Raw genomic sequence first — 21,409 nt, 5'->3', positions numbered from 1 at the left:
GATTGATGAAAGCCGTCGAGATGACTGAGACCCTTCTGAAACCGTTGAAAGCCGGATTGATCGGCGCCGGCATTCAAGCCTCGCTCACACCGGCCATGCACATGCGCGAAGGTGCGGCACAGGGCCTTACCTATGAGTACGAGCTGATCGACCTGACGCAGCGCGGCGCGAGCCCGGGCGACCTGCCGCAGTTGCTGCGGGAGGCCGAACAGCGGGGCCTTTGCGGATTGAACATCACGCACCCGTGCAAGCAACTGGTCATTCCCTTTCTCGACGAGCTGTCCGACGAGGCCCGAGATCTCGGTGCTGTGAACACCGTCGTGCTCAAGGCGGGTCGCCGCATCGGCCACAACACCGACTGGTGGGGATTTGCCGAAGGCTTTCGCCGCGGTCTGCCCGGAGTAGCGCTGTCGCACGCGGTGCAACTCGGCGCCGGCGGCGCCGGCGTCGCGACAGCCTACGCGATCCTATCGATGGGGCTAACTTCACTGACGGTGTTCGACCGGGAGATCGAGCGCGCAGAAGCACTGGTATCCAGCATGTCGCCGCTGTTTCCACAAGCACACATTGTTGCCGGCACCGACCTTCCATCCGCTATGAGAGCAGCGGACGGCTTGCTCCATGCTACGCCAACCGGGATGGCGAAATATCCCGGCCTGCCACTTCCAGCCGAACTGCTCGAACCACATCATTGGGTGGCGGAAGTCGTCTATTTCCCGCTGGAAACCGAACTGCTGACTGAGGCCAGGCGGCGCGGCTGCAAGACGCTCGACGGCGGCGGCATGGCGGTGTTTCAGGCGGTCGGCGCCTTTCGTCTGTTTACCGGGCGCGAGCCGGATGCGGCCCGCATGCTTGCCCATTTCAAGGCCCTGACCGCCTGACGACAGGGCATCGAAGGAGACACGCATGAAAACCTCGATCGCGACCGTCTCTCTGAGCGGCGACCTGCGCAGCAAGCTGGAGGCGATAGCAAAGGCCGGCTTCGATGGCGTCGAGATCTTCGAGAACGATTTTCTGGTTTTCGATGAAAGTCCGCGCCAGGTCGGCCAGATGGTGCGCGACCATGGCCTGGAGATTTCTCTGTTCCAGCCGTTCCGCGATTTCGAGGGCATGCCGGAGCCGCTCAGAAGCAGGACGTTCGACCGTGCGGAACGCAAATTCGACCTGATGCAGGAGATGGGAACCGACCTGGTGCTCGTCTGCTCCAATGTCTCTCCCGCCGCACTCGGCGGTCTTGACCGGGCTGCCGCCGATTTTCGCGAACTGGGGGAAAGGGCGGCCAGGCGGGACTTGCGGGTCGGATACGAAGCGCTCGCCTGGGGACGCCACATCAACGACCACCGCGATGCCTGGGAGGTGGTGCGCCGGGCCGATCATGCCAATGTCGGCCTCATCCTCGATAGTTTTCACACGCTGGCGCGCAAGATCGACGTCAACTCGATCCGATCCATACCCAAGGAGAAGATCTTCATCATCCAGCTCGCGGACGCGCCGCTGATCGACATGGACCTGCTCTATTGGAGCCGGCACTTCCGCAACATGCCGGGCGAAGGCGACCTGCCCGTTCTCGAGTTCATGCGAGCTGTCGCGGCCACCGGCTATGACGGCTATCTGTCGCTCGAGATCTTCAACGATCAGTTTCGCGGCGGCTCGGCGACGGCGATCTCGGTCGATGGCCAGCGCTCGCTGCTCTATCTCGGCGACCAGGTCCGGCGGACTGAGCCCGACATTGCCCTCCCCGTTCCCGAAATGCCGGCTCGATCAGGCGTCGAAGGCATTGCCTTCATCGAATTCACCATCGACGAAAGCGAAGCACCGCAATTCGAGGCGCTGATCCGCACACTCGGCTTCCGCAAGGCCGCTCGTCACAAGACGAAAAGCGTCACCGTCTTCCAGCAGGGCGATATCAGGCTGGTGATCAACACGGAAAGCCGCGGCTTTGCCAACTCTTCTTACCTGGTTCACGGCACTTCGGCCTATGCGATGGGCCTGCTCGTCGACGATGCCCGGGCCACGCACCGGCGGGCGCTGGCGCTCGGCGCCGAGACCTTCGCCCAGCCGGTGGACGAGGGCGAGATCGAGATGCCAGCCGTTCACGGGGTCGGCGGCGGCATCGTCTACTTCCTCGATCGCCACAGTGACCTCGGCAGCATATGGGACGTCGAGTTCGATCCGGTCGACGACCTCAGCGCGACCTCGGCCGGGTTGTCATCGATCGACCACATCGCCCAGACGATGCACTACGACGAACTGCTGACGTGGCTGCTCTTCTATACCTCGCTGCTGGAAGCCCATAAGACCCCGCTTGTCGACATCATCGACCCCTCGGGCATCGTGCGCAGCCAGGTGGTAGAGAACGCCGCCGGATCCCTGCGCATCACAATGAATGGCGCCGAGAACCGCAACACGCTTGCCGGTCGTTTCATCGCCGACACGTTCGGCTCGGGTATTCAGCATCTGGCCTTCAAGACGGACGATATCTTCAGGACTGCAGACGTGCTTGCAGAGCGCGGCTTTGTCTCGCTGACGATCTCGCCCAACTATTACGACGACCTCGAAGCCCGTTTCGGGCTCGATCCGCATTTCACCGAGCGGCTGAAGGCGCACAACATCCTCTACGACAAGGACGAGCACGGCGAGTATTTCCAACTCTACAGCCCGACCTTCTCTGGTGGATTCTTCTTCGAGATCGTCGAGCGGCGCGGATACCGCGGCTATGGCGCGGCCAACGCGATCTTCAGGATCGCAGCACTTCGCAAGTTTCTGGAGCCGGCCGGCATGCCTCGCGCATAAGCGTCAGGTATGCGCCGGGCGTGCGCACCGAGAGATGCGTTCGCACTGCAGGGATGCGTCCGCGCCCAGGGGATTGACGTCCCGGTGGATCGCGGCGCCACCTCGTCGATCTTCGGCATCAAACGCCACATGCTGCCAGGCGGCGCTCACGGTTTGCGCATCGCGCTACCGTGCGTCGAAAGCCGACGTAACAGTTACAGAAAGGCGATTTACTCTTCAAAGGAAGAGCTTTCCTGACTAGTGTGCGGTTGAGCAGACCACGTGGGACTGAACCTGGCCTTGTTGCTGAAAGGACCTGGCATGACCGTGCCGAAAGTCGCCTTCTCTGTCTTTTCCTTCCTTCTGGCAATCACATTCAGTTTGTCGCCCGCTCACGCGCAGCAGGCGCCGGCCGTGGTCGTGGCGCCCGCCAGGATCGTCGACCTGCGTGAAAGCGTCGATCTGACGGGCCGCGTCGTTGCGACCCAGAAGGTCGACATCCGCGCACGCGTCGCCGGTTTCCTGGAGGCGGTCGATTTCAAGGAAGGGCAGACGGTAACGGCCGGGACCATGCTCTATCAGGTCGAGGACGGCGCCTATCGGGCGGCGGTACAGGAAATAGAGGGTTCGATCCAGGCGGCCGAGGCCCAGCGCGATCTTGCCGTGCTCGAACGAGACCGTGCCAAGCAGCTGATCACAAGCAATACGATCTCCCAGGCCAAGGTCGATACCGCTAACGCCGAAGTCAAGAAGGCGGAGGCGGAACTCGTACGGCTCAAGGGCAGCAAGCAGAGCGCCGACCTCAACCTCTCCTATACCAGGATTACCGCCCCCTTCGACGGCGTGCTGGGCCTGACGACCGCCGATGTCGGCGCACTGGTCGGCCCGGATACCGGGCCGCTTGTCACGTTGACGCGGCTCGATCCGATCTATGTCGTCTTTCCGGTGTCCACCTCGCTGCTCCTGACCTACCGGGAGCGGGTGCAGAAGGGCGAGATGCCCGGCGGCGCCAATGTCGCGCTGACCTTGCCCAACGGTACCGAATATCCGCTGAAAGGCACCATCGACTTCATCGCCAGCAACGTCGCGCAAGGAACCGACACCGTGACAGTGCGCGCGCAGTTCGACAACCCGAACTCCCTGCTGCTCGACGGCACCCTCGTGCGCGTTATCCTTGAGCAGTCCGACAAGCAGGACGTTCTGGCGGTGCCTGAGCAGGCGGTCCAGCGCGACCAGCAGGGCGCCTTCGTCATGGTGGTCGATGCTGCCTCCAAGGTCGAGCTGCGCCGCATCGACGTTTCCCGCTCCGCTCGCGGCCTCTCCGTGGTGAGCAAGGGGCTCAAAGAAGGCGAAAACGTCATCACCGAAGGTGTCGGCAAGGTCAGACCGGGCATCGTCGTTGACGCGGCAGCGGCGACGGGTGGCTGAGCATGATCTCCGAAATCTTCATCGATCGCCCGCGTTTTGCTGCCGTCATCTCGATCGTCCTCACGCTGGCGGGCCTGATCGCGCTCACCCGGCTGCCGATCGCGCAGTTTCCCGACATCGTGCCGCCACAGGTGAGCGTCACCGCAAGCTACCCCGGCGCCGGCGCCGAGGTGGTCGAAACCACCGTCGCCCAACCGATCGAGAGCAAGATCGTCGGCGTCGACGACATGCTCTACATGAAGTCGACGAGCGGCGCTGACGGTTCCTACACGCTCACCGTCACATTTGCCGTCGGCACGGACCCCGATATCGCCACCGTCAACGTGCAGAACCGCGTGTCGCTTGCCGAGGCCGGGCTACCGGCGGAGGTCAAGCAGACCGGCGTCAGCGTGCGCAAGAAATCATCTGCCCTGATGCAGGTGATCACCATCTACGGCAAGGACGACAGTTTCGATTCGCTGTTTCTGTCCAACTACGCCACGATCAACCTGATGGACACGGTCAAGCGGGTTCCGGGCGTCGGGGATGCCTCGCTGTTCGGCGCCAAAGACTATGCCATGCGCATCGTGCTGGACATCGACCGCCTGACCAATCTCAGTCTGACGCCGACCGATGTGATCAACGCGCTGAAGGCGCAGAACGTCCAGGCGGCAATCGGCCGGATCGGCGCGCAGCCGATGACCGACGATCCGCTGTTTCAGCTCAACCTGCAGACCCAGGGACGTCTGACCGACCCCGCCCAGTTCGAGAACGTGGTCCTGAGGGCCGAGCCGGACGGGTCCTTCGTGCGCATCCGCGATATTGCCAAAGTCGAACTGGGTGCCGCGAGCTCCGACTCGAGCGCCCGCTTCAACGGCAAGCCGGTTGCGATGATCGGCACCTACCAGGCACCGGGAGCCAATGCGCTTGCGGCCGCCGAAGGCGTCAAACAGGCGATGGAGCGCCTTTCCCAGTCGTTTCCTGAGGGACTGACCTATTCCGTCTCCTACGACACGACCCAGTTCGTCGAGGCGAGCGTCGAGAATGTTGTGCATACGCTGCTGGAAGCGTTCGTACTCGTCATCATTGTCGTCTTCCTGTTCCTCGGCAATGTCAGGGCGACATTGATCCCGCTCGTCGCCGTGCCCGTCGCGCTGATCGGCACCTTCGCGATCATCCTTGCCATGGGCTTTTCGCTCAACACGGTGTCGCTGTTGGCGATGGTTCTGGCGATCGGCATCGTCGTCGACGACGCGATCGTGGTGGTCGAGAACATCGAGCGCGTGATGGAGGAGAACCCAGGCATGCAGGCGCCCGAGGCGGCGCGTCTCGCCATGGGCGAGATCACCGGAGCGATCGTTGCCATTACGCTCGTCTTGCTGTCGGTATTCGTTCCCGTCGCATTCATTCCGGGATTGAGCGGGCAACTGTTCCAGCAGTTTGCCGTGGCCGTATCCGTGTCGATGGTGATCTCCGCCATCAATGCGCTGACCTTGAGCCCTGCACTCTGCTCCATCCTGCTCAAGCCGCATCACGGGCCGAAGCGCGGCGTCCTCGGCTGGCTCTCGCGGCGGATCGATAACGGCCGCGATGGCTATGTCCTTGTCGCCGGGCATATCGCCCGTCGGGCGATCCTCGGCATCCTGCTCCTGGCCGTCGCAATCGGCGCCAGCGGCTGGCTTTTCCGTGTCGTGCCGACCGGCTTTCTGCCAAGCGAAGACCAGGGCGCCTACTTCACCGAAATACGGCTGCCGGAGGGCGCGTCCTACAACCGCACGGATGCGGTTGTGCGCGACGTCGAAAAGATGCTCGGCGGCATCGATGGTGTCGCCGACGTCATTACGGTTACCGGCTACAGCTTCCTCGATGGCCTGGCCAAATCGAACAGCGCCTTTGCCATCGTCACGATGAAGCCGTTCGCCGAGCGGACCAGCGCGGCCAGTTCCGTCGATGCGGCGATCGCAACGACCATGGCCAAGGGCACGGCCGTCCGCGGCGCGCAGATCTTCGCGTTCAACCTGCCGCCGATCATGGGCCTCGGCACGGGGTCGGGCTTCGAATACCAGCTGCTCGACCTGCAGGGCCGCCCGCCCGCAGAGCTCGCTGCAACCGCCGGCGGCCTGATCGTCGCCGCCAATCAAAATCCGCTGCTTGGCCCCACCTTCACCACCTATTCCGCAAGCTCGCCGCAGCTCTATCTCGATCTCGATCGGGATCGCCTGCAGGCGCTCGGCGTATCCGTGAGCGACCTTTTCAACACCCTGCAGGGAACGCTCGGGTCCTATTACGTCAACGACTTCAACCTCTTCGGACGAAGCTGGAAGGTCAATCTGCAGGCGGCCGAAGCCGACCGCAGTTCGGTCGACGACATCTCGCGTCTGCACGTCCGCAACGCGTCCGGTGGCATGGTCCCGGTCGCCTCGGTCGCGCGCGTCGAATACGTCATCGGCCCGCAGTCGATCGTGCGGTACAACAACTATCGCTCGATCACGCTCAATGGGCAGCCCGCCCCTGGCGTATCGTCTGGCGAGGCGCTCGCCGCGATGGAAGCCCTGTCGGCAACGACCCTGCCAGCGGGCTACAGCTACGAGTGGACCGGCACAGCCTTGCAGGAGCTTGAAGCGGCGGGACAGACGACGGCTATCCTCGCGCTTGCGGTGCTGTTTGCCTATCTGTTCCTCGTCGCGCTCTACGAAAGCTGGACGATCCCGGTCCCTGTGTTGCTGTCGGTGGCCGTCGGCGTCGCGGGCGCCCTGGTCTCGGTTCTCGTGGCGGGCTTGTCGTTCGACATCTACGCCCAGATCGGCCTCGTCGTGCTGATCGCACTCGCCTCCAAGAACGCGATCCTGATCGTCGAATTCGCCAAATTCCATCGCGAGAAGGGTGCTGGCATCGTCGAGGCCGCGGTCGAAGGCGCACGCGCCCGCTTCCGCGCGGTGATGATGACGAGCTTCGCCTTCATCGTCGGCCTCGTCCCTCTGGTCACGGCGCAAGGGGCAGGCATGCTGAGCCGGCGGGCCGTCGGCACGGGGGTCGCGGGTGGCATGCTTGCGGCCTCGCTGATCGGGATCTTCATCATCCCTGCCCTCTATGTCGTGTTTCAATCGTTGCGCGAGCGCGGCCATCGGCTTGCCGGTCTTTCGACCACAGGCGGGGTGCACGCACCGGCAACGACGAGCGATACCGAGGCCAAGCATGTTTCCGCGGAGGACGACGAACAAGCGCGCCCGGCCACAATCGAGCAAGGCAGTCCCTAGAGGGAGGGCCGGTTCAGCAACAGGCTGAGATAAAGGCGCCTGCACGCGGCCGGATGACACGGCGGTCGTCAATCCCCCCCGGTGCACCGTACAACTGCTTGACAGCCTGCGCGAAACAGCGGAAAAATATCACCATGGGGTCGCGATCACCCCACGAGGCGACAGCCGAAGTATCGCGTCCATTCAACCGCTCAGACGGAGGACGCGTTATGCCGTCACCTCTTGAAATTTCCCCGGACAAACTTGCCCGCCTCATTGGTACTCCCAAATGTCCCGCGCTGATCGATGTCAGGATCGGCGAGGATTTCGATGCCGATCCGCGCTTGATCCCCGGATCGCTCCGGCGCGACTACCGGCTCGTTGAGAACTGGGGCAACGACTTCGCGGGACGATCCGCCGTCATCATCTGCCAGCGCGGCAAGAAGCTGAGCCACGGGGTCGCCGCCTGGCTGCGGCACGCGGGAATTCCGGCCGATGTCCTGGAAGGCGGCTTTGAGGCCTGGGTCGAAACCGGCTATCCGTCCGTGCCCGTCTCTGCCGTGCCGAAACGTCAGACGAACGGACACACGCTCTGGGTCACGCGCGCACGCCCGAAGATCGACCGCATCGCCTGCCCCTGGCTTATTCGGCGCTTCGTCGATCCAAACGCCGTCTTCCTGTTCGTGGCACCCGCCGAAGTCGAAGCCGTCGCGGACCGCTTCGACGCCACGCCCTTTGACATCGACGCCCCGATCCGTTGGAGTCATCGGGGCGACCTCTGCACCTTCGACGTGATGGTCGAAGAATTCGGATTGGCAACGGAGCCGATGTTGCAGCTGGCAACCATCGTGCGGGGCGCAGACACCTCGCGCCTCGATCTCGCCCCAGAGGCCGCCGGCCTGCTTGCGGTTTCGCTCGGGCTCTCCCGCATGTATGCAGACGATCATGAGCAGTTGCAGGCAGGCATGCTGCTCTACGATGCCTTCTACCGCTGGTGCCGCGATGCGACCGGTGAAACGCACAACTGGCCCACGCCGAAAAAGGGTGCATGAAATGACCGATGTCGTTCACACCGCCGACGCCAGCAAGGCGTCGGCGCCCCATGGCCACGGCATCTCGCTTGCGGAAGCGTTCTGGGTCTGGGTTCGGATCGCGGCCCTGAGCTTCGGCGGCCCGGCGGGCCAGATCGCGGTGATGCATCGCATCCTCGTCGACGAGAAACGCTGGATCGGCGAGCACCGTTTCCTGCATGCGCTCAATTACTGCATGTTGTTGCCCGGTCCGGAGGCGCAGCAGCTGGCAATCTACATCGGCTGGCTGATGCATCGCACCGTCGGGGGCCTCATCGCCGGCATATTGTTCGTGCTTCCGGGCTTCCTTGCCATCCTGGCCTTGAGCTACGTCTATGCCGCCTTTGGCAATGTCAGCGTGATCGAAGGACTGTTCTTCGGGTTGAAGGCGGCCGTGCTTGCCGTCGTCGTCCAGGCGGTTTTCCGCATCGGCAGCCGGGCGCTGAAAAACAGGCTGATGATCGGTATCGCGGCGATAGCCTTTGTCGCGATCTTCTTCTTCCGCGTCCCATTCCCGCTGATCATCCTGACGGCCGGCATTGCCGGCTACATCGGCGGACGCCTGGGCTCGCCGCTCTTTCGCATCGGCGGAGGCCACGGCAAAACAACCGGGCCGATCCTCAAGGACGAGGATTCGGCCCTGGGTGAACAAACACCGATCCACGCCCGCCCCAACCTCGCCTGGTCGATGAAGGTGTCCGCGGTGTTTCTCGCCCTATGGCTCGCGCCACTGGCGCTGCTGTTTGCGCTCGTCGGGCCGGACAGTGTCTTCACCGAAATCGGATGGTTCTTCAGCAAGATGGCGGTCGTCACCTTCGGGGGTGCCTATGCTGTGCTCGCCTATGTCGCGCAGGAGGCCGTGCAATATTACGGCTGGCTCAAACCAGGCGAGATGCTCGATGGTCTCGGCATGGCGGAAACAACGCCTGGCCCCCTGATCATGGTCGTCCAGTTCGTCGGCTTCATGGGCGCCTATCGCGACCCCGGCACGCTTTCTCCGATGACGGCAGCGACGCTGGGCGCGCTGCTGACGACGTGGGTGACCTTCGTGCCCTGCTTCCTCTGGATTTTCCTCGGGGCGCCCTTCATCGAGAAGCTGAGGGGCAATGTCGCGCTGACCGGCGCCATGTCGGCCATCACTGCTGCGGTCGTCGGCGTCATCCTCAACCTTGCGGTCTGGTTCGGCCTTCACACGTTGTTTTCGCAGGTCGTCCCGTGGAGCGTCGGCAGCCTTGCGCTCGATGTGCCTGTCCTGAGCTCGCTAGTGCTGCCGTCACTGTTGCTGACGCTTGCGGCGGCGCTGGCGATCTTCCGCTTCAACACCTCGGTGATCGCGACATTGCTGGCCTCGGCGCTCGCCGGCATGATGTGGGTGCTTGTCACTGCATAGGGTCGTGGCGTGGGACACCGTGGAAACCTGTGAGTATGGCCCTCCCGTTGCGGCAATCAGGCCGCAACACTCCCGGTCGACGGCATGTTGGCGTCCCCCCAGGTCTTGAGCGCAAGGATGACGGGCTCCAGCGTGCGGCCACGTTCCGAGAGATCATAGTCGACCCTGGGCGGAACCTGGGCGAACACCTTGCGCGTGATCAGGCCGTCGGCCTCCAGCTCGCGCAACTGGTTCGTCAGCATGCGCTGGGTAACGTTCGGCAGCTTCCGGCGGATTTCGTTGAAGCGCATGGTGCCCGACATCAGGTGGTAGAGAACGACCCCCTTCCACTTGCCGTCGATCAGGCTGAGCGTCGCTTCGACGGCACATCCCGGACTGCAGTCGAAACGATCGTGGCGTGTGCGTCCCATCCAATGGTATCCTTTTCGACACTATGGGCTTTTTACGTGCGTTCTTGCGATCTTGCAGCATAGTGCGCATCTTGGCCACGTTCAACCGATGGAGCATTCAATGCGAGCCGTAGCCTACCAAATCCCCCAACCGATCGAAGCCGAAACGTCGCTGGTCGATATCGACCTGCAGCGCCCGGAACCCGAGGGCCGGGACATCCTCGTCGAAGTCAAGGCGATCTCGGTCAATCCGGTCGACACGAAGATCCGCCGCGGAGTGAAGCCCGAACCCGGACAGTGGAAGGTGCTCGGCTGGGATGCCGCGGGTGTGGTCAGCGCCGTCGGGCCGTATGCGTCCTTCTTCAAGCCGGGCGACGAAGTCTTCTATGCAGGCGCCATCAACCGCTCCGGCACCAACGCCGAATTTCATCTGGTCGACGAGCGTATCGTCGGCAGAAAGCCGAGGTCGGTGGATTTTTCTGCCGCCGCCGCCCTGCCGCTGACTTCGATCACCGCATGGGAAATGCTGTTCGATCGTCTTGACGTCACCCGCCCGGTCGCAGGCGCTGCAAATGCGATCGTCATCATCGGCGGCGCCGGTGGCGTCGGCTCGATCGCGATACAGATCGCACGAGCGCTGACGGACCTCACTGTCATCGCCACTGCGTCTCGCCCCGAAACGGTAGAATGGGTAAAATCGCTCGGCGCCCATCACGTTGTCGATCACCGGCAGCCGCTTGCTGCACAAATCGAAGCCCTCGGGCTTGGCCAGCCGGGCTTCGTGTTCTCGACGACCAATACCGGCGATCACCTTGATCAGATCGTCGAACTGATCGCGCCCCAGGGACGTTTCGGCCTGATCGACGACCCCAAGCAACTCGACGCGCTTCCACTCAAGCGCAAAAGCATCTCGCTGCATTGGGAGCTGATGTTCACACGCTCGCTGTTTGCGACCGCCGATATCGAGAAACAGAATGTCCTCTTGAACAGAGTGTCGGATCTGGTCGACGCAGGCAAGATCAAGTCCACGCTCAACGAGCATTTCGGGACGATCAATGCGGCCAACCTGAAGCGCGCGCACGCGGTAATCGAGTCCGGTAGGGCCAAGGGCAAGATTGTGCTCTCCGGTTTTTAGACGAGCGGGCGAAGCGCCGCCTTCCTCTTTCGCAAAAGCATGATGCCTGCTGCGAAGCCGCCCCATCGGGGCGGCCACGGCCGGCGTGTGTGCGCAAAAAGATCAAAAGAGGTCATGGGGAGGAGGCTGCCTCGATGACCGTACTTGCCGCCTGCTCCAGACCCGACGCCATCCCGCCAACCGAGCCTCTCGCGCCGCCAGGCGTCCCTATCCACAAGGATTGCAATGATGACACATTCCGCCGAGAAGGTGATTTCCTTGGCAATACTGACCGCAGAACCCGGCAAACGCGACGCATTGCGTGACGGGCTGCTCGCCCTGATCGAGCCGACCCGCAACGAGCCCGGCTGCCTCGACTACGTCCTGTTCGAAATGCAGGAAGAGCCGGGCACGTTCTACATGCGAGAAGCGTTCACAGACGGGGCCGCCCTCGACGCGCACTTTCAGACGCCGCACTTCCTGGCATTCGCAGCGACGGCGGATGACCTGCTTGCCCGCCCTCTGCAGTTGGTGTTCCTCAACCAGGTTTCTACCTGAGAAAAATCGAAGTTTCGTCCTCGACGATGTGCCGTACCAAACCGTTCGCAGGGCGTTTCCGCATTCGACAGTAGCCCGCTTTCCCCTGGCGATCACCACTCTGCGATTGCCCGTCGGCCAGAGATCGAATTGCACGCAAAGGCGTGTCACGCGTCGGTCACGCGCAAACAGATAAGAGGCGTGTTACTACAACCATACCCGCAGCGGCGCGAGTGTTTGTCGTCAATCGCCGTATGGTTTGAGCAAGATCATGCAACGCTATCTTTTTCACATCCACCTGGCAGGCGTTACCAGCCGCGACAAAGTCGGCACCCTGCTTGCCAACGATAGCCAGGCCGTCGAACACGGCCGCCTGGTGGCGGACGAAATTGCTGAGGAGGATGACTATCATGGCGTCATCGTCGCGGTAGAGAATGCCGAGGGTCGGTTGTTGGCGCGGCTGACGGCTTCCAGAGCGATGCCTCCCTGGCTGATCGCGAGATCGAAGTTCGAGCATGCCTGGGCGGAAATGAGCATCGATTTCAGTAAATTGTAATGTAACAGCAAGATTTCAGCACGAAAACTATAGGCATCTGGCTACAGCGCAGCGCGTCTTATTAGACGCGCAAAGGTCGCTGTAGCACTTTGAATGGCTGCATGTTTTTATCCTTAAATCGAATACGATTTGAGGAAACATGCGGTGGGCAACTCGCCGGCAAGGTGGAAGAGGCATCGATGATGCCTCTTCCTTCGATGTCGTCTCAGAATGTCGCCTTGGCACTCAGGATGAAGGAGCGGCCGGGTTCATAGAGTGGCGTGACGGTGCCGAATTCCTGACCGTAGGTGGCGCGCTCTGAGTAGGTCTCGTCGAAGATGTTGTTGATCTCGGCGCGCAGGGTCAGATTGCTGTGGCTCGGCGGCTGATACTCGACGAAGGTGTTGAACACCTTGTAGCCCTCAAGAGGCGGGGTGCCGGCGGCAACATCGTCATTGTCGAGTGCGATCTCGACATCGCCGCCGATGGTGACACCCCAATCGATGAAGCTGTGCGCGGCCAGGAGCGTGATGAACTGACCGGCCGGGGCCGCCAGATAGATACCGGTGTCGGAGTCGGCCGGCTTGCCGTCGATCGAGACATCGATATTGGCGTATTTGACCTTGAAGTAACCGTCGCCCCAGTCGTATCCGGCACCGAGCTCGAAGCCCTTCGAGCGCACATCATGATTCTCGATGGCCCTTGCGACCGCGTATTTGGCTGTGCGTGCGTCGTCGATATCTGTGTGGAAGAGGCTGCCTTCCACGGTGAAACCGTCATGCTTGGCGACAAGGCCGAAGGCATAATTGTCGGCCGTTATTGGCTCCGGGCCGGTTCCATAGTTCCAGTTCGGGTTCATGATGAAGTTTTCGGCAAGCGGGACGCCGGCCCAGACGTGGGAGTAGCCGGCTTTGGCCGTCAGCAGGTCCTCGATCAGATCATATTCGCCGGAGACGTTGCCGCTGAAACCGGCATTGTCCCACTTCTCATTTGTGGTGCCGGTGAACCATTGCTGGTCGCCGCGCGCACCGAAGGAAAGCCGGGTGCGTTCCCAGGGTTCGAGCCGCGCCTGCGCATAGATGCCGACATTTCGCGCGCGCTCGGTCGAGGCATCGAAGCGATCTTCGAGTTCAGCCTTGTCGTTGTAGAAATCGACGCCGGCGGTGATGCTGCCGAGATCGAAGCTGAACTTGTTTTCGAACTTGCCGTTGAAGCTGCCGGTTTCGCCGGCGCCGGGATAGGGGACCGATATCGTGCTTGGCGGCACCGGGCGAGGAAAGATCGGGATCTCTAGCCGCGTCGAGCTGTAGGCCAACACCACGGTTGGATCCCACCAATCCTCAGGCGTGCTGTCGGTATAGGAGAAGACCGTGTTCTGCCGGTCGAGCGTATAGTCGCGCACGCGCGGTTCCCACGGCGGGCGGCCCGAGATGAAGCCGGTATTGGCGCGGAACGGGCGCGGGGCGTCGTCGTAGACGCGTTCATGGCTGATCTCGAAACGATCACCACTCTCGAACTCGTATGCCACCTTGCCGAGCCCGCTCAGGAGATCGGTGCGCGTTCCCTCGACGATGCTGCCGTTGCCGGATTTGAACTCGTCCCCCTTGGCAAAATTGAAGTAGCCGAGAAATTCGAGCCCTTCCTGCATGCCGTAGGCGGAGATTCCGGTCTGGAAGGTTTTGCTGTTGAAGTTGTAGTTGGAGCTGACGAAGCCGCCATAGCCGTCGCCGTCGAGCAGGTCGCGGGCATCCTTCGTTTCATAGGCAATGGCGCCGCCGAGCGCGCCTGGTCCTACATCCGCAGGCGCGATGCCGGCATCGACGCGCACGGCCTTCAGCAGGCTCGGATCGATGAGGTTGGTTGCGTTGTGATGGAAGACCTTGTTGTTCTGGCGGCCGCCATCCATGGTAACGGCGAGATTGTTTTCCTCGATGCCGTGAACATAGACCTTCTGCGACATCGGCAGCGAGCTACCAACCTCGATCCCTGGCTCGCCGCGGAAGACGTCGGCGATATTCGCCGGGTTGAGAAGTTCGAGCTCCTTCTGGCTGATGACGATTTCACCGACGCCGGTGGCGTCCCCGAATACCGAAATCGGATCAAGCGCCGTAGAGCCGTCGGCCGGCGCCACTGCCGCGCCGCCACCGGCCGCCCCTGTCCCGATCACGGCCGTTCGCCCGCCGGAGATGCGATACTCGATGCCCGTGCCGGAAAGCAGCCGTGCAAGCGCCTCCTCCGGCGCGTAGGAACCGACGACCGCCTTGGACAGGACGCCACGGGACACCGAAGCGGCAAGCGTCACCTGCAGGCCCGATTGCCGGCCAAAGACGTTGAGCGCGTCGGCAAGCGGTTGTGCCGGCACGTTGAAGTTGCGAGCGGCACTCACTTGTGCCAGTGCATCCTGCGCAAATGCAGGGCTCGGCCAGTTCAGCGACGAGGCCAGGCAAATCGCCATTGCCGTCGTTGCCATCAGCCGTCCCATCGGACGCCCGCCGTCGTCGCCCCAATTCAAACGACGGGATCCCTTGCGGCCTTGCGATATGCACATCGTAGTCTCATCTCCTTGAATTGCGCTCCGTTGCCGAGCGCTTTTCAACAAAGACGAGGACCTCAGTTTCTTTTCTCAGAAAAATTGAATTTTATTGTCAGGATTTTCAGTATTGCGTCAGGACGCGACCATAGGTCGAAAAGGTGCGGACGCGGCCGCCATAGGGTTCGACCAGCGCCTTCAGCGCACCGTCCGGATCATGAAGATCATACAGACCGGTGACCTTAAGACCCGCGAGCTTTCGGTCCGGCACCGCTATCCACGCCGAGTGGTAACGTTGAAGCTGCTCGGCGACCGCACTGATGGACGCATCCTTGACGAAGATCCGGCCGCTGCGCCAGGCGGCGACCTGATCGGGCTGGATGGTGTTGCGGGTAACCGCGCCGTCGCTCGCATTCACGACAGCCATCTCGCCCGGAAGCAGCCTGAAGTCCGACGTTTCCCTGGCGTCCTCGACCGAGACCTGAACGACGCCTCTTTCCAGCTCGACGGTCGTTTCCCCTCCCGCAAGCCGAACGTCGAAGGCGGTACCGACGACCAGAACCGTGACGCCTCCGGCCTCCACCGTAAAGGGCCGCGCCGGATTATGCGCGACATCGAAAAACGCCTCACCGGAAAGCAACGTGACGTGGCGCCCGGCGGCGGTCATCTCCGTCTTGATGGCACTGTCGCCGCCAAGCTCGATGAGCGTTCCATCCTCCAGCGTCACTCTGGCATTCTGGCCGGTGGCGGTGATGTGATCCGCCTGAAGTCGGATCAGCAGCGACGGGCCGGCAAGGACGAGGAATAGGGTCGCGGCAATGGCAGCGACTGCGCTCATGACCGGGCGGCGCCAACGACGCCTGGTGATCGAAATGACGTTGCCGCGCGCCGCGCCTGCCCACAGATGTTCATGGGCCGGAGCCGCTTCTCCCATCAACTGCCAGGTCCTCAACGCATATTGCCAGGCCCGCTGATGATCATCAGAGCGATGCAACCACCGCTGGAAGTCGGCGGTGAGCTCGGGACAATTCGGCTCACTCTTCAGCCGCAGAAACCAGTCCATGGCTTCTTCCAGTGTAGCGGCTGCGATTTCCTGATCCTGGGTCAATATATCCTACGCCGGTCTGGGCCTCTTCCGAGGCACTTCTACCCGAACATTCCCTCTTTTGACAAAGACGAATGACGCGCTTTTTTTTCTCAGGGAGCGACCACTTTAAGTCGCGTTGACCAGAAGTGCCGTGGCAATCTTCATCATCGCTGCCGTGACGTAACGATGGGCGCTGGCTGTCGATATGCCCAGATGCGATGCCACTTCTTCAAGCGTGTAGCCGCCGAAGCGGTGCATCTCGACGGCGACCCGCGCCTCGACAGGCAATTCCGAGAGGATCTGCGAAATCCGGCGAACGTCGTCGCACAGCAAGGTCGATTGTTCCGGCGTCGGCACGTCGGCAGGAACCGACCAGAACGGCACATCGTCCTGGTGGCCGATCGCGGCCACCTTCCGGCGCCTCAGCACATCGAGCGAGAGGTTCCTGACCGTGCGGTAGAGATAGGCGAGGAGCTGGCCTTTTGAAACCGTCCGGGTGCTGGAAGGCAGAAACCGGACAAACGCATCCTGGACGATATCTTCGGCAGCATCGCGCGAGCCTAGCAGGCGGATCGCATAGGCGATGAGCGCCGGACGATGGGCAATAAAGATATCGACGCGCGTTTCGGATTGGGTCTCGGTCGTCATAGGATCCTGGCCGGGAGCGGGTTCGTCCGCGGCGACTGCTTTGCGCGAACGGGCGTAAAATTGGAAACATGTCTATAATAGTCAAGTTTAAAATTCGGTCAGCGGCGAACTTTCCCAGAGAAGAACGAGGGTGTGTCTCAATCGCCGCCATCGTGCACGCCACTACGGTTGGGCGCGGCAGGCGCCACGGACGGCCTGCAGACGGCCGGTTTTAGAGACGCGAGATGGCTATCGCAAAAACCAAGGGCATCGTCAAAGCCTTGCGCCATTGGCGTTTGTGGCAATCCTGTAGCATGAAAATTTAGCCGCCCCAGCAGCTTGGTCTTTGATGGCCGCAGCGCCGCCACGTGAAGCGAAACGCGCATCCAGCCAGACGCGCGCCGGTCACGTGCAGAGCACGACATGTGACGATTGATCTCGGCGGGAGGTCATTATTGGCCGCAGCGCGTGAAATCCGATGGTTGTTCGCTGGCGTCCGGCCAGTTCGAACAGGACGCTGCGGCTTCGCACGACGCATCAATCGACAATCAGTGCGAAGACCTCAAGGATCATCGCCGCGAAGCGTGGGCCAGTGCCGGGGTGTTTGGCAACGGGCTTGCTGCAGGCCCCGCCATATTGCCGTCTACGGATTGGCGGCTAGCCCCCCATTGTCTTTCGCATGGTATCGCCACTGACGACGAGCCCCTTCTTTGCCGCGTCTTCCGCAAGCATCTCCCAGCTGTTTCTGATCGTTGTCGCCATCTGGATCCAGGATCGGTCGATGCCGTTCGCCTCAAGCGTCTCGATCAGCACATCCATTCGCTCGACGCACTCGTCAATATTCAGGTGCAACCGGGATAGCTGGTCGAGCGTAATGCCGGGATGATCCAACAGCCTTGGTATGGTTGTCGCCGCCTTTTTGACGAGCTCGTCTTCTTCGATCAACGAACGCTGCCACGCCTCACACATCGCTGCCCCCAACTCTTACTCAGAACAACAGGATCGACGCAGGCACGACACGGGTCAACGCACCAAGACGGGCATCAAGGCGGCCATACATCCGTCATACGGTGGAACCTTAGTCCCTCTAGACAGGTTGCGCGCGTAAAAAGAGCGGGAACGGACACGGGCGATACCGACGACACATTTTCCCGGCGAGTTTACCGACATCGCGCGACACCGATCGCAATGGCGTCAAACGACCGTGATCTGATTTCGACCGTTGCGCTTGGACTGATAAAGGCCCTCGTCAGCCCGTCGCAAAATATCGCCGATCGTCGCATCCCTTCGGGACATTTCGGTGAGACCGCCGCTGATCGTAGAGAAAAGCTCCAGCCTGTTCTGCAGTTCAAGCGAGATTTGCTGGCGCAGCTTGTCCGCGATCGGCTCGCCCTCGTCGAGCGTCGTCGCCGGCATCAACACCACGAACTCGTCGCCGCCGAGACGTGCCAGCACGTCGTCAGACCGCAGTGCCCGCCGGCAGCCGGTGGCAATCGTCGCCAGCAGCTCGTCGCCGACGGAATGCCCCAGTTCGTCATTGACTGCCTTGAAATTGTCGACGTCGAACATCAGCAGGCATGTCGGACGGCGGGTGCGCGTGGCCAGATCGAACTCGATCGCAAGCACGTCGAGCAGTTTTCGGCGATTGAAGAGGCCGGTCAGCGGATCGGTTTCGCTTTGTTGGCGCAACTGATGCTCAATGGCGTTCTTCTCGGTGATATTGCTGGCAACCCAGACCACGGCGTCCTCGCCGTCGACAGGAAAATCGAGCGCCTGGACCCGGCCTTCAAACCAGATCGGATGATCGGGCCCAGCATCTTCAAGGCCCTTAACGTCGCTTCCGGCGAGGCTGTATTCGACGATGTGCAATGCCCGGGAGCCGAGCGCCTTTTCGATTTCCAGCGCAAACCACAGCGCCTTGTCATGGGCAAGGACGTCAAAAACGCTCTGACCGACAAGACTGCTGCCATCGTGATAGTAGCGGTGATCCGCCCCACCGAACAGGGCCGCATAACGGCCGCTGCGCGTCAGGATGAACGCCGGGTCGGGCAAGGCGGCAAGAATGAGAGTGAGCTGATCGCGGGAAAACCGCACCTCGTTCTTCACAGGTGCATCCGCGGCGGCACGACTAGGCGATACGCTCATGACGATGACATCCATGCATTATCTTCTTCCCTTGTCTCCTCGGCCCATAGACGAAAGAGCAGGCGGTACAGACTTGGCTCAAAGTGATGCTGTCGCAAAAAACCTTCGAAATATTCAATTTTTTAAGCTACATCCACCAGCGCCCCTAAGCGAGCATGGAGCGCATCCCTATGCGAGCTGGAACGCAAGCCATGCCCGGAAAATAGGCATATCAGTGTGACAACAACATAGGACAAGCACGCACGCCTTCTCGCTGCCGAGCGGATAGGCGCTCTTGTCTGCGCACCCGCTGAGCAGACGGCTCGTTCATCCCAAACGCAATGTTCGACAGCCGGTCTCCGGATAGGCTATGCACGAGGTCGAGAAGGGCCGTTGGCCGAGGCGTATGATGCAGACAGACGACCTGAACCTGAAATCCCAGCGTCCGTTGCCGCCGCTGAACGCCCTGCGCGCCTTCGATGCGCTGGCCCGGTGCGGCAGCCTGCGCGCAGCCGCAATCGAGCTCGGCGTCGTGCCCGGTGCCGTGCGCCAGCAGCTTGCAAGCCTCGAGGAGCATTTCGGCTTTGCCCTGCTCGATCGCGACGGTGGCCGCGTGACCCTCAATCCGGCCGGAGGGCGGCTCGCCGATGCCGTCGGTGTCGCCTTCGCCATCGTCTCGCGTGCGGCGGAAGAGATCTCGTCGAGCGGCAGCACCGTCCGGCTGCGGCTCGGCGTGCCGATGCCGATGGCCTCGGCATGGCTTATGCCGCGCCTGGCAACGCTGCAAAGCGCCGTCTCGGGCCTTGAGGTCGATATCATCCCGGTTGCCGTCAACCAGTCGCTGACTGACATGCCTGAAATCGATGCCCTGATCGTTGGCGGTGAATACCGACCGCTGCCCGATATAGCCGCGACCGCCTTCATGGACGACCGGTTTGGCCCGGTGCTCACCGTCGGGCAACCGTCCCCCGGCCTTACGCCGCCCGATCTCGCGGACATGACCGCACTGGTCGCCCGCACGGTGCCCTATCTCTGGGACGACTGGTTTCGCGAAAGCGGCAATGCTCCGGTCCGCTTCCGCAAACGGATCGAGGTGGACGATCTGACGCTGGCCCTCAGTGCCGCCCGCAGCGGGCTTGGCGTCACCATCGCGCCGGCGGCATCGATCGAAACGGACCTTGCCTCCGGCGCGCTCGAAGCGCCGTTTGGTTTTGTCAGCCGGCCGACCGGCTATCGGTTCTGCTGCCGCATTGCCGACAGGGACCGCAAGCCGATTGCTGCCCTGCGGAATTGGCTGCTCGCAGAGGGGCGGCGCCAGGAAGGAAAACTGCCCTCCGCCGCAGTTTAATGTCTCTGCCATAGGACAGGCTGCCCGGACTATCTTTGCCGGCACCATCGACAGACAGCCAGGACCCTCACCATGACCACCTCCAGCCATCCGTCCCGTATCGAGTGGGTCGGGCAAAGCTGCGCGCTTCTGCGCGCCATTGCTGCCGAGTTTGAAACAACCCTCCCGTTCAAGGGCCTGACGATCGGAACGGCAATCCATCTGGAGCCAAAGACCATAGCGCTGCTGATGACGCTCAGGGCCGGCGGCGCGCAGCTCGTGGCGACCGGCAACCTGAACAGCACCCAGCCGGCGACGGTCGATTATCTGAAACGTCAGGGCATCACCGTCATCGGTGGGCAGACGACCGATGCGACTGCCCATTCCGGCTTCATCGACGCCCTTATGGGTCATCAACCCGACCTGCTGCTCGACAACGGGGGCGACCTTTTCGCCCGCGTGGCCGAGCGGCCCTATCGCAAGCTGCTCGGCGGCACGGAGGAGACAACCTCCGGTCGGACCCGGTTGGAGCCGATGCGCGGTGCCATCGGCCTGCCGGTGCTGGTGATCAACGACAGCCCCATCAAGCAGTTTGCCGAGAACCGCCATGCGGTCGGCCAGAGCCTGTTCGAAAGCTACATGCGCTTCACCAACCGCTCGACCAATGGCAAGCGCGTGACGGTTTTCGGCTATGGCGCCTGCGGCCAAGGCACGGCCGCCTGCTTTCGCAGTGCCTACAGCGCGGTCAGCGTCGTAGATGTCGACCCGGTTGCAACACTCGAGGCCCATCTCGACGGTTTCTCGACGCCGAGACGCGATGACGCCATACGCTCGGCCGACGTCATCGTCACGGTCACAGGCTCTGCGAGCATCCTGACGGCTTCGGATCTCGCGGCCCTCAAGGACGGCGTGATCCTCCTCAACGGCGGGCACTTCCCGCACGAGATCGACGTTGCCGGCATGCGCGCCGATGACGCGGTGGTGGCGGTGGAAACCTACGCCGACGAGGGCATCGAGACGCTCGTCCTTGCCGATGGGCGGCGCATCCATATTCTCGGCGCAGGCCACATGGCCAATCTTGCCGGACCAAGGGCACTTGGCAATTCGGTCGAATCCATGGATCTCGGCTTTGCTCTCCAGGCCCGCTGTCTGGAGCGGGTGGCGGGCCACACGCTCGACGCTTCGATGTGCGTCGTGCCGGTGCCCGTAGACATCGACGCCATGGTGGCATCCGCCTATCTCGAACTGCACCGCTGAGGGAACT

17 protein-coding genes are annotated in these 21,409 nt (G+C 62.2%); 11 read left to right on the top strand and 6 right to left on the bottom strand.

Going from position 1 to position 21,409, the window contains the following annotated elements; all coding sequences use genetic code 11:
• Positions 1-20: 20 nt before the first annotated feature.
• The 6 genes from IB264_RS08095 (at position 21) to chrA (ending at position 9,875) form a co-directional block, all read left to right on the top strand.
• A complete protein-coding gene (locus IB264_RS08095; protein WP_057223367.1) occupies positions 21-881 on the top strand; it encodes a shikimate dehydrogenase in 861 nt (286 codons plus the stop codon).
• A 25-nt stretch (positions 882-906) separates the two neighbouring features.
• Positions 907-2,793, top strand: a complete 1,887-nt coding sequence (locus tag IB264_RS08090; RefSeq protein ID WP_057222795.1) for a bifunctional sugar phosphate isomerase/epimerase/4-hydroxyphenylpyruvate dioxygenase family protein — start codon at positions 907-909, stop codon at positions 2,791-2,793.
• Positions 2,794-3,093: 300 nt separating this feature from the next.
• A complete protein-coding gene (locus IB264_RS08085) occupies positions 3,094-4,200 on the top strand; it encodes an efflux RND transporter periplasmic adaptor subunit (protein WP_025429388.1) in 1,107 nt (368 codons plus the stop codon).
• Between the two features lie 2 nt (positions 4,201-4,202).
• Positions 4,203-7,436, top strand: a complete 3,234-nt coding sequence (locus IB264_RS08080; protein WP_025429389.1) for an efflux RND transporter permease subunit — start codon at positions 4,203-4,205, stop codon at positions 7,434-7,436.
• A 209-nt stretch (positions 7,437-7,645) separates the two neighbouring features.
• Positions 7,646-8,467, top strand: coding sequence for a sulfurtransferase/chromate resistance protein (locus IB264_RS08075; RefSeq protein ID WP_107027413.1), 822 nt, complete (start codon positions 7,646-7,648; stop codon positions 8,465-8,467).
• Between the two features lies 1 nt (position 8,468).
• Complete coding sequence (gene chrA / locus IB264_RS08070) at positions 8,469-9,875, top strand: chromate efflux transporter (protein WP_025429391.1); 1,407 nt, start codon at positions 8,469-8,471, stop codon at positions 9,873-9,875.
• 56 nt (positions 9,876-9,931) lie between these two features.
• Here chrA and IB264_RS08065 read toward each other — a convergent pair whose 3' ends face one another.
• Entirely contained in the window at positions 9,932-10,285 is a 354-nt protein-coding gene (locus IB264_RS08065) for a helix-turn-helix domain-containing protein (protein ID WP_025429392.1), read from the bottom strand.
• 100 nt (positions 10,286-10,385) lie between these two features.
• Between IB264_RS08065 and IB264_RS08060 the strand changes: the two genes are divergently transcribed.
• The 3 genes from IB264_RS08060 to IB264_RS08050 all read left to right on the top strand — a co-directional run bounded on the left by IB264_RS08060 (position 10,386) and on the right by IB264_RS08050 (position 12,471).
• Positions 10,386-11,399, top strand: coding sequence for a zinc-binding alcohol dehydrogenase family protein (locus IB264_RS08060; RefSeq protein ID WP_107027412.1), 1,014 nt, complete (start codon positions 10,386-10,388; stop codon positions 11,397-11,399).
• Positions 11,400-11,627: 228 nt separating this feature from the next.
• The gene (locus IB264_RS08055) at positions 11,628-11,936 is read left to right on the top strand and encodes a putative quinol monooxygenase (protein WP_025429394.1); all 309 of its coding nucleotides are present in this window, start codon (positions 11,628-11,630) and stop codon (positions 11,934-11,936) included.
• Positions 11,937-12,186: 250 nt separating this feature from the next.
• Positions 12,187-12,471 (top strand): DUF6894 family protein, encoded by a 285-nt coding sequence (locus IB264_RS08050; protein WP_025429395.1) that lies wholly within the window; start codon positions 12,187-12,189, stop codon positions 12,469-12,471.
• A gap of 205 nt (positions 12,472-12,676) precedes the next feature.
• On the opposite strand, the gene IB264_RS08045 is transcribed toward IB264_RS08050, so the two are convergent.
• From IB264_RS08045 to IB264_RS08025, 5 genes are all read right to left on the bottom strand, one after another.
• A complete protein-coding gene (locus IB264_RS08045; protein WP_246811723.1) occupies positions 12,677-14,920 on the bottom strand; it encodes a TonB-dependent receptor in 2,244 nt (747 codons plus the stop codon).
• Between the two features lie 184 nt (positions 14,921-15,104).
• Entirely contained in the window at positions 15,105-16,043 is a 939-nt protein-coding gene (locus tag IB264_RS08040) for a FecR family protein (RefSeq protein WP_107027411.1), read from the bottom strand.
• A gap of 150 nt (positions 16,044-16,193) precedes the next feature.
• Entirely contained in the window at positions 16,194-16,715 is a 522-nt protein-coding gene (locus IB264_RS08035; RefSeq protein ID WP_107027410.1) for an RNA polymerase sigma factor, read from the bottom strand.
• 636 nt (positions 16,716-17,351) lie between these two features.
• Positions 17,352-17,639 (bottom strand): hypothetical protein, encoded by a 288-nt coding sequence (locus IB264_RS08030; RefSeq protein ID WP_156585785.1) that lies wholly within the window; start codon positions 17,637-17,639, stop codon positions 17,352-17,354.
• Between the two features lie 249 nt (positions 17,640-17,888).
• Positions 17,889-18,854, bottom strand: coding sequence for a GGDEF domain-containing protein (locus IB264_RS08025; protein WP_244497406.1), 966 nt, complete (start codon positions 18,852-18,854; stop codon positions 17,889-17,891).
• A gap of 373 nt (positions 18,855-19,227) precedes the next feature.
• On the opposite strand from IB264_RS08025, the gene IB264_RS08020 reads away from it, so the two are divergent.
• Together IB264_RS08020 and IB264_RS08015 are read left to right on the top strand one after the other, a co-directional pair.
• Positions 19,228-20,166 carry a LysR substrate-binding domain-containing protein gene (locus IB264_RS08020; protein ID WP_244497405.1) on the top strand — a complete coding sequence of 313 codons (939 nt, stop codon included), beginning with the start codon at positions 19,228-19,230 and terminating at the stop codon, positions 20,164-20,166.
• 72 nt (positions 20,167-20,238) lie between these two features.
• Positions 20,239-21,402: an adenosylhomocysteinase gene (locus IB264_RS08015; protein WP_057222794.1), complete on the top strand. Its 1,164-nt coding sequence runs from the start codon at positions 20,239-20,241 to the stop codon at positions 21,400-21,402.
• The last annotated feature ends 7 nt before the right edge of the window (positions 21,403-21,409 follow it).

It is taken from the genome of Ensifer sp. ENS11 (assembly GCF_014851895.1).
GTDB lineage: Bacteria > Pseudomonadota > Alphaproteobacteria > Rhizobiales > Rhizobiaceae > Ensifer > Ensifer canadensis.
The sequence above is the reverse complement of the archived record's forward strand: the minus strand, read 5'-3'. Positions and strand labels throughout refer to the sequence as shown.

Bases quoted from the DNA above. Each gene is read 5' to 3' on its own strand.
- IB264_RS08055 (WP_025429394.1), top strand. From the start codon at position 11,628: ATGACACATTCCGCCGAGAAGGTGATTTCCTTGGCAATACTGACCGCA.
- IB264_RS08080 (WP_025429389.1), top strand. From the start codon at position 4,203: ATGATCTCCGAAATCTTCATCGATCGCCCGCGTTTTGCTGCCGTCATC.
- IB264_RS08085 (WP_025429388.1), top strand. From the start codon at position 3,094: ATGACCGTGCCGAAAGTCGCCTTCTCTGTCTTTTCCTTCCTTCTGGCA.
- IB264_RS08095 (WP_057223367.1), top strand. From the start codon at position 21: ATGACTGAGACCCTTCTGAAACCGTTGAAAGCCGGATTGATCGGCGCC.
- IB264_RS08045 (WP_246811723.1), bottom strand. From the start codon at position 14,920: ATGGCAACGACGGCAATGGCGATTTGCCTGGCCTCGTCGCTGAACTGG.
- IB264_RS08075 (WP_107027413.1), top strand. From the start codon at position 7,646: ATGCCGTCACCTCTTGAAATTTCCCCGGACAAACTTGCCCGCCTCATT.
- chrA (WP_025429391.1), top strand. From the start codon at position 8,469: ATGACCGATGTCGTTCACACCGCCGACGCCAGCAAGGCGTCGGCGCCC.
- IB264_RS08020 (WP_244497405.1), top strand. From the start codon at position 19,228: ATGCAGACAGACGACCTGAACCTGAAATCCCAGCGTCCGTTGCCGCCG.
- IB264_RS08060 (WP_107027412.1), top strand. From the start codon at position 10,386: ATGCGAGCCGTAGCCTACCAAATCCCCCAACCGATCGAAGCCGAAACG.
- IB264_RS08025 (WP_244497406.1), bottom strand. From the start codon at position 18,854: ATGGATGTCATCGTCATGAGCGTATCGCCTAGTCGTGCCGCCGCGGAT.
- IB264_RS08015 (WP_057222794.1), top strand. From the start codon at position 20,239: ATGACCACCTCCAGCCATCCGTCCCGTATCGAGTGGGTCGGGCAAAGC.
- IB264_RS08065 (WP_025429392.1), bottom strand. From the start codon at position 10,285: ATGGGACGCACACGCCACGATCGTTTCGACTGCAGTCCGGGATGTGCC.
- IB264_RS08090 (WP_057222795.1), top strand. From the start codon at position 907: ATGAAAACCTCGATCGCGACCGTCTCTCTGAGCGGCGACCTGCGCAGC.
- IB264_RS08035 (WP_107027410.1), bottom strand. From the start codon at position 16,715: ATGACGACCGAGACCCAATCCGAAACGCGCGTCGATATCTTTATTGCC.
- IB264_RS08040 (WP_107027411.1), bottom strand. From the start codon at position 16,043: ATGGACTGGTTTCTGCGGCTGAAGAGTGAGCCGAATTGTCCCGAGCTC.
- IB264_RS08050 (WP_025429395.1), top strand. From the start codon at position 12,187: ATGCAACGCTATCTTTTTCACATCCACCTGGCAGGCGTTACCAGCCGC.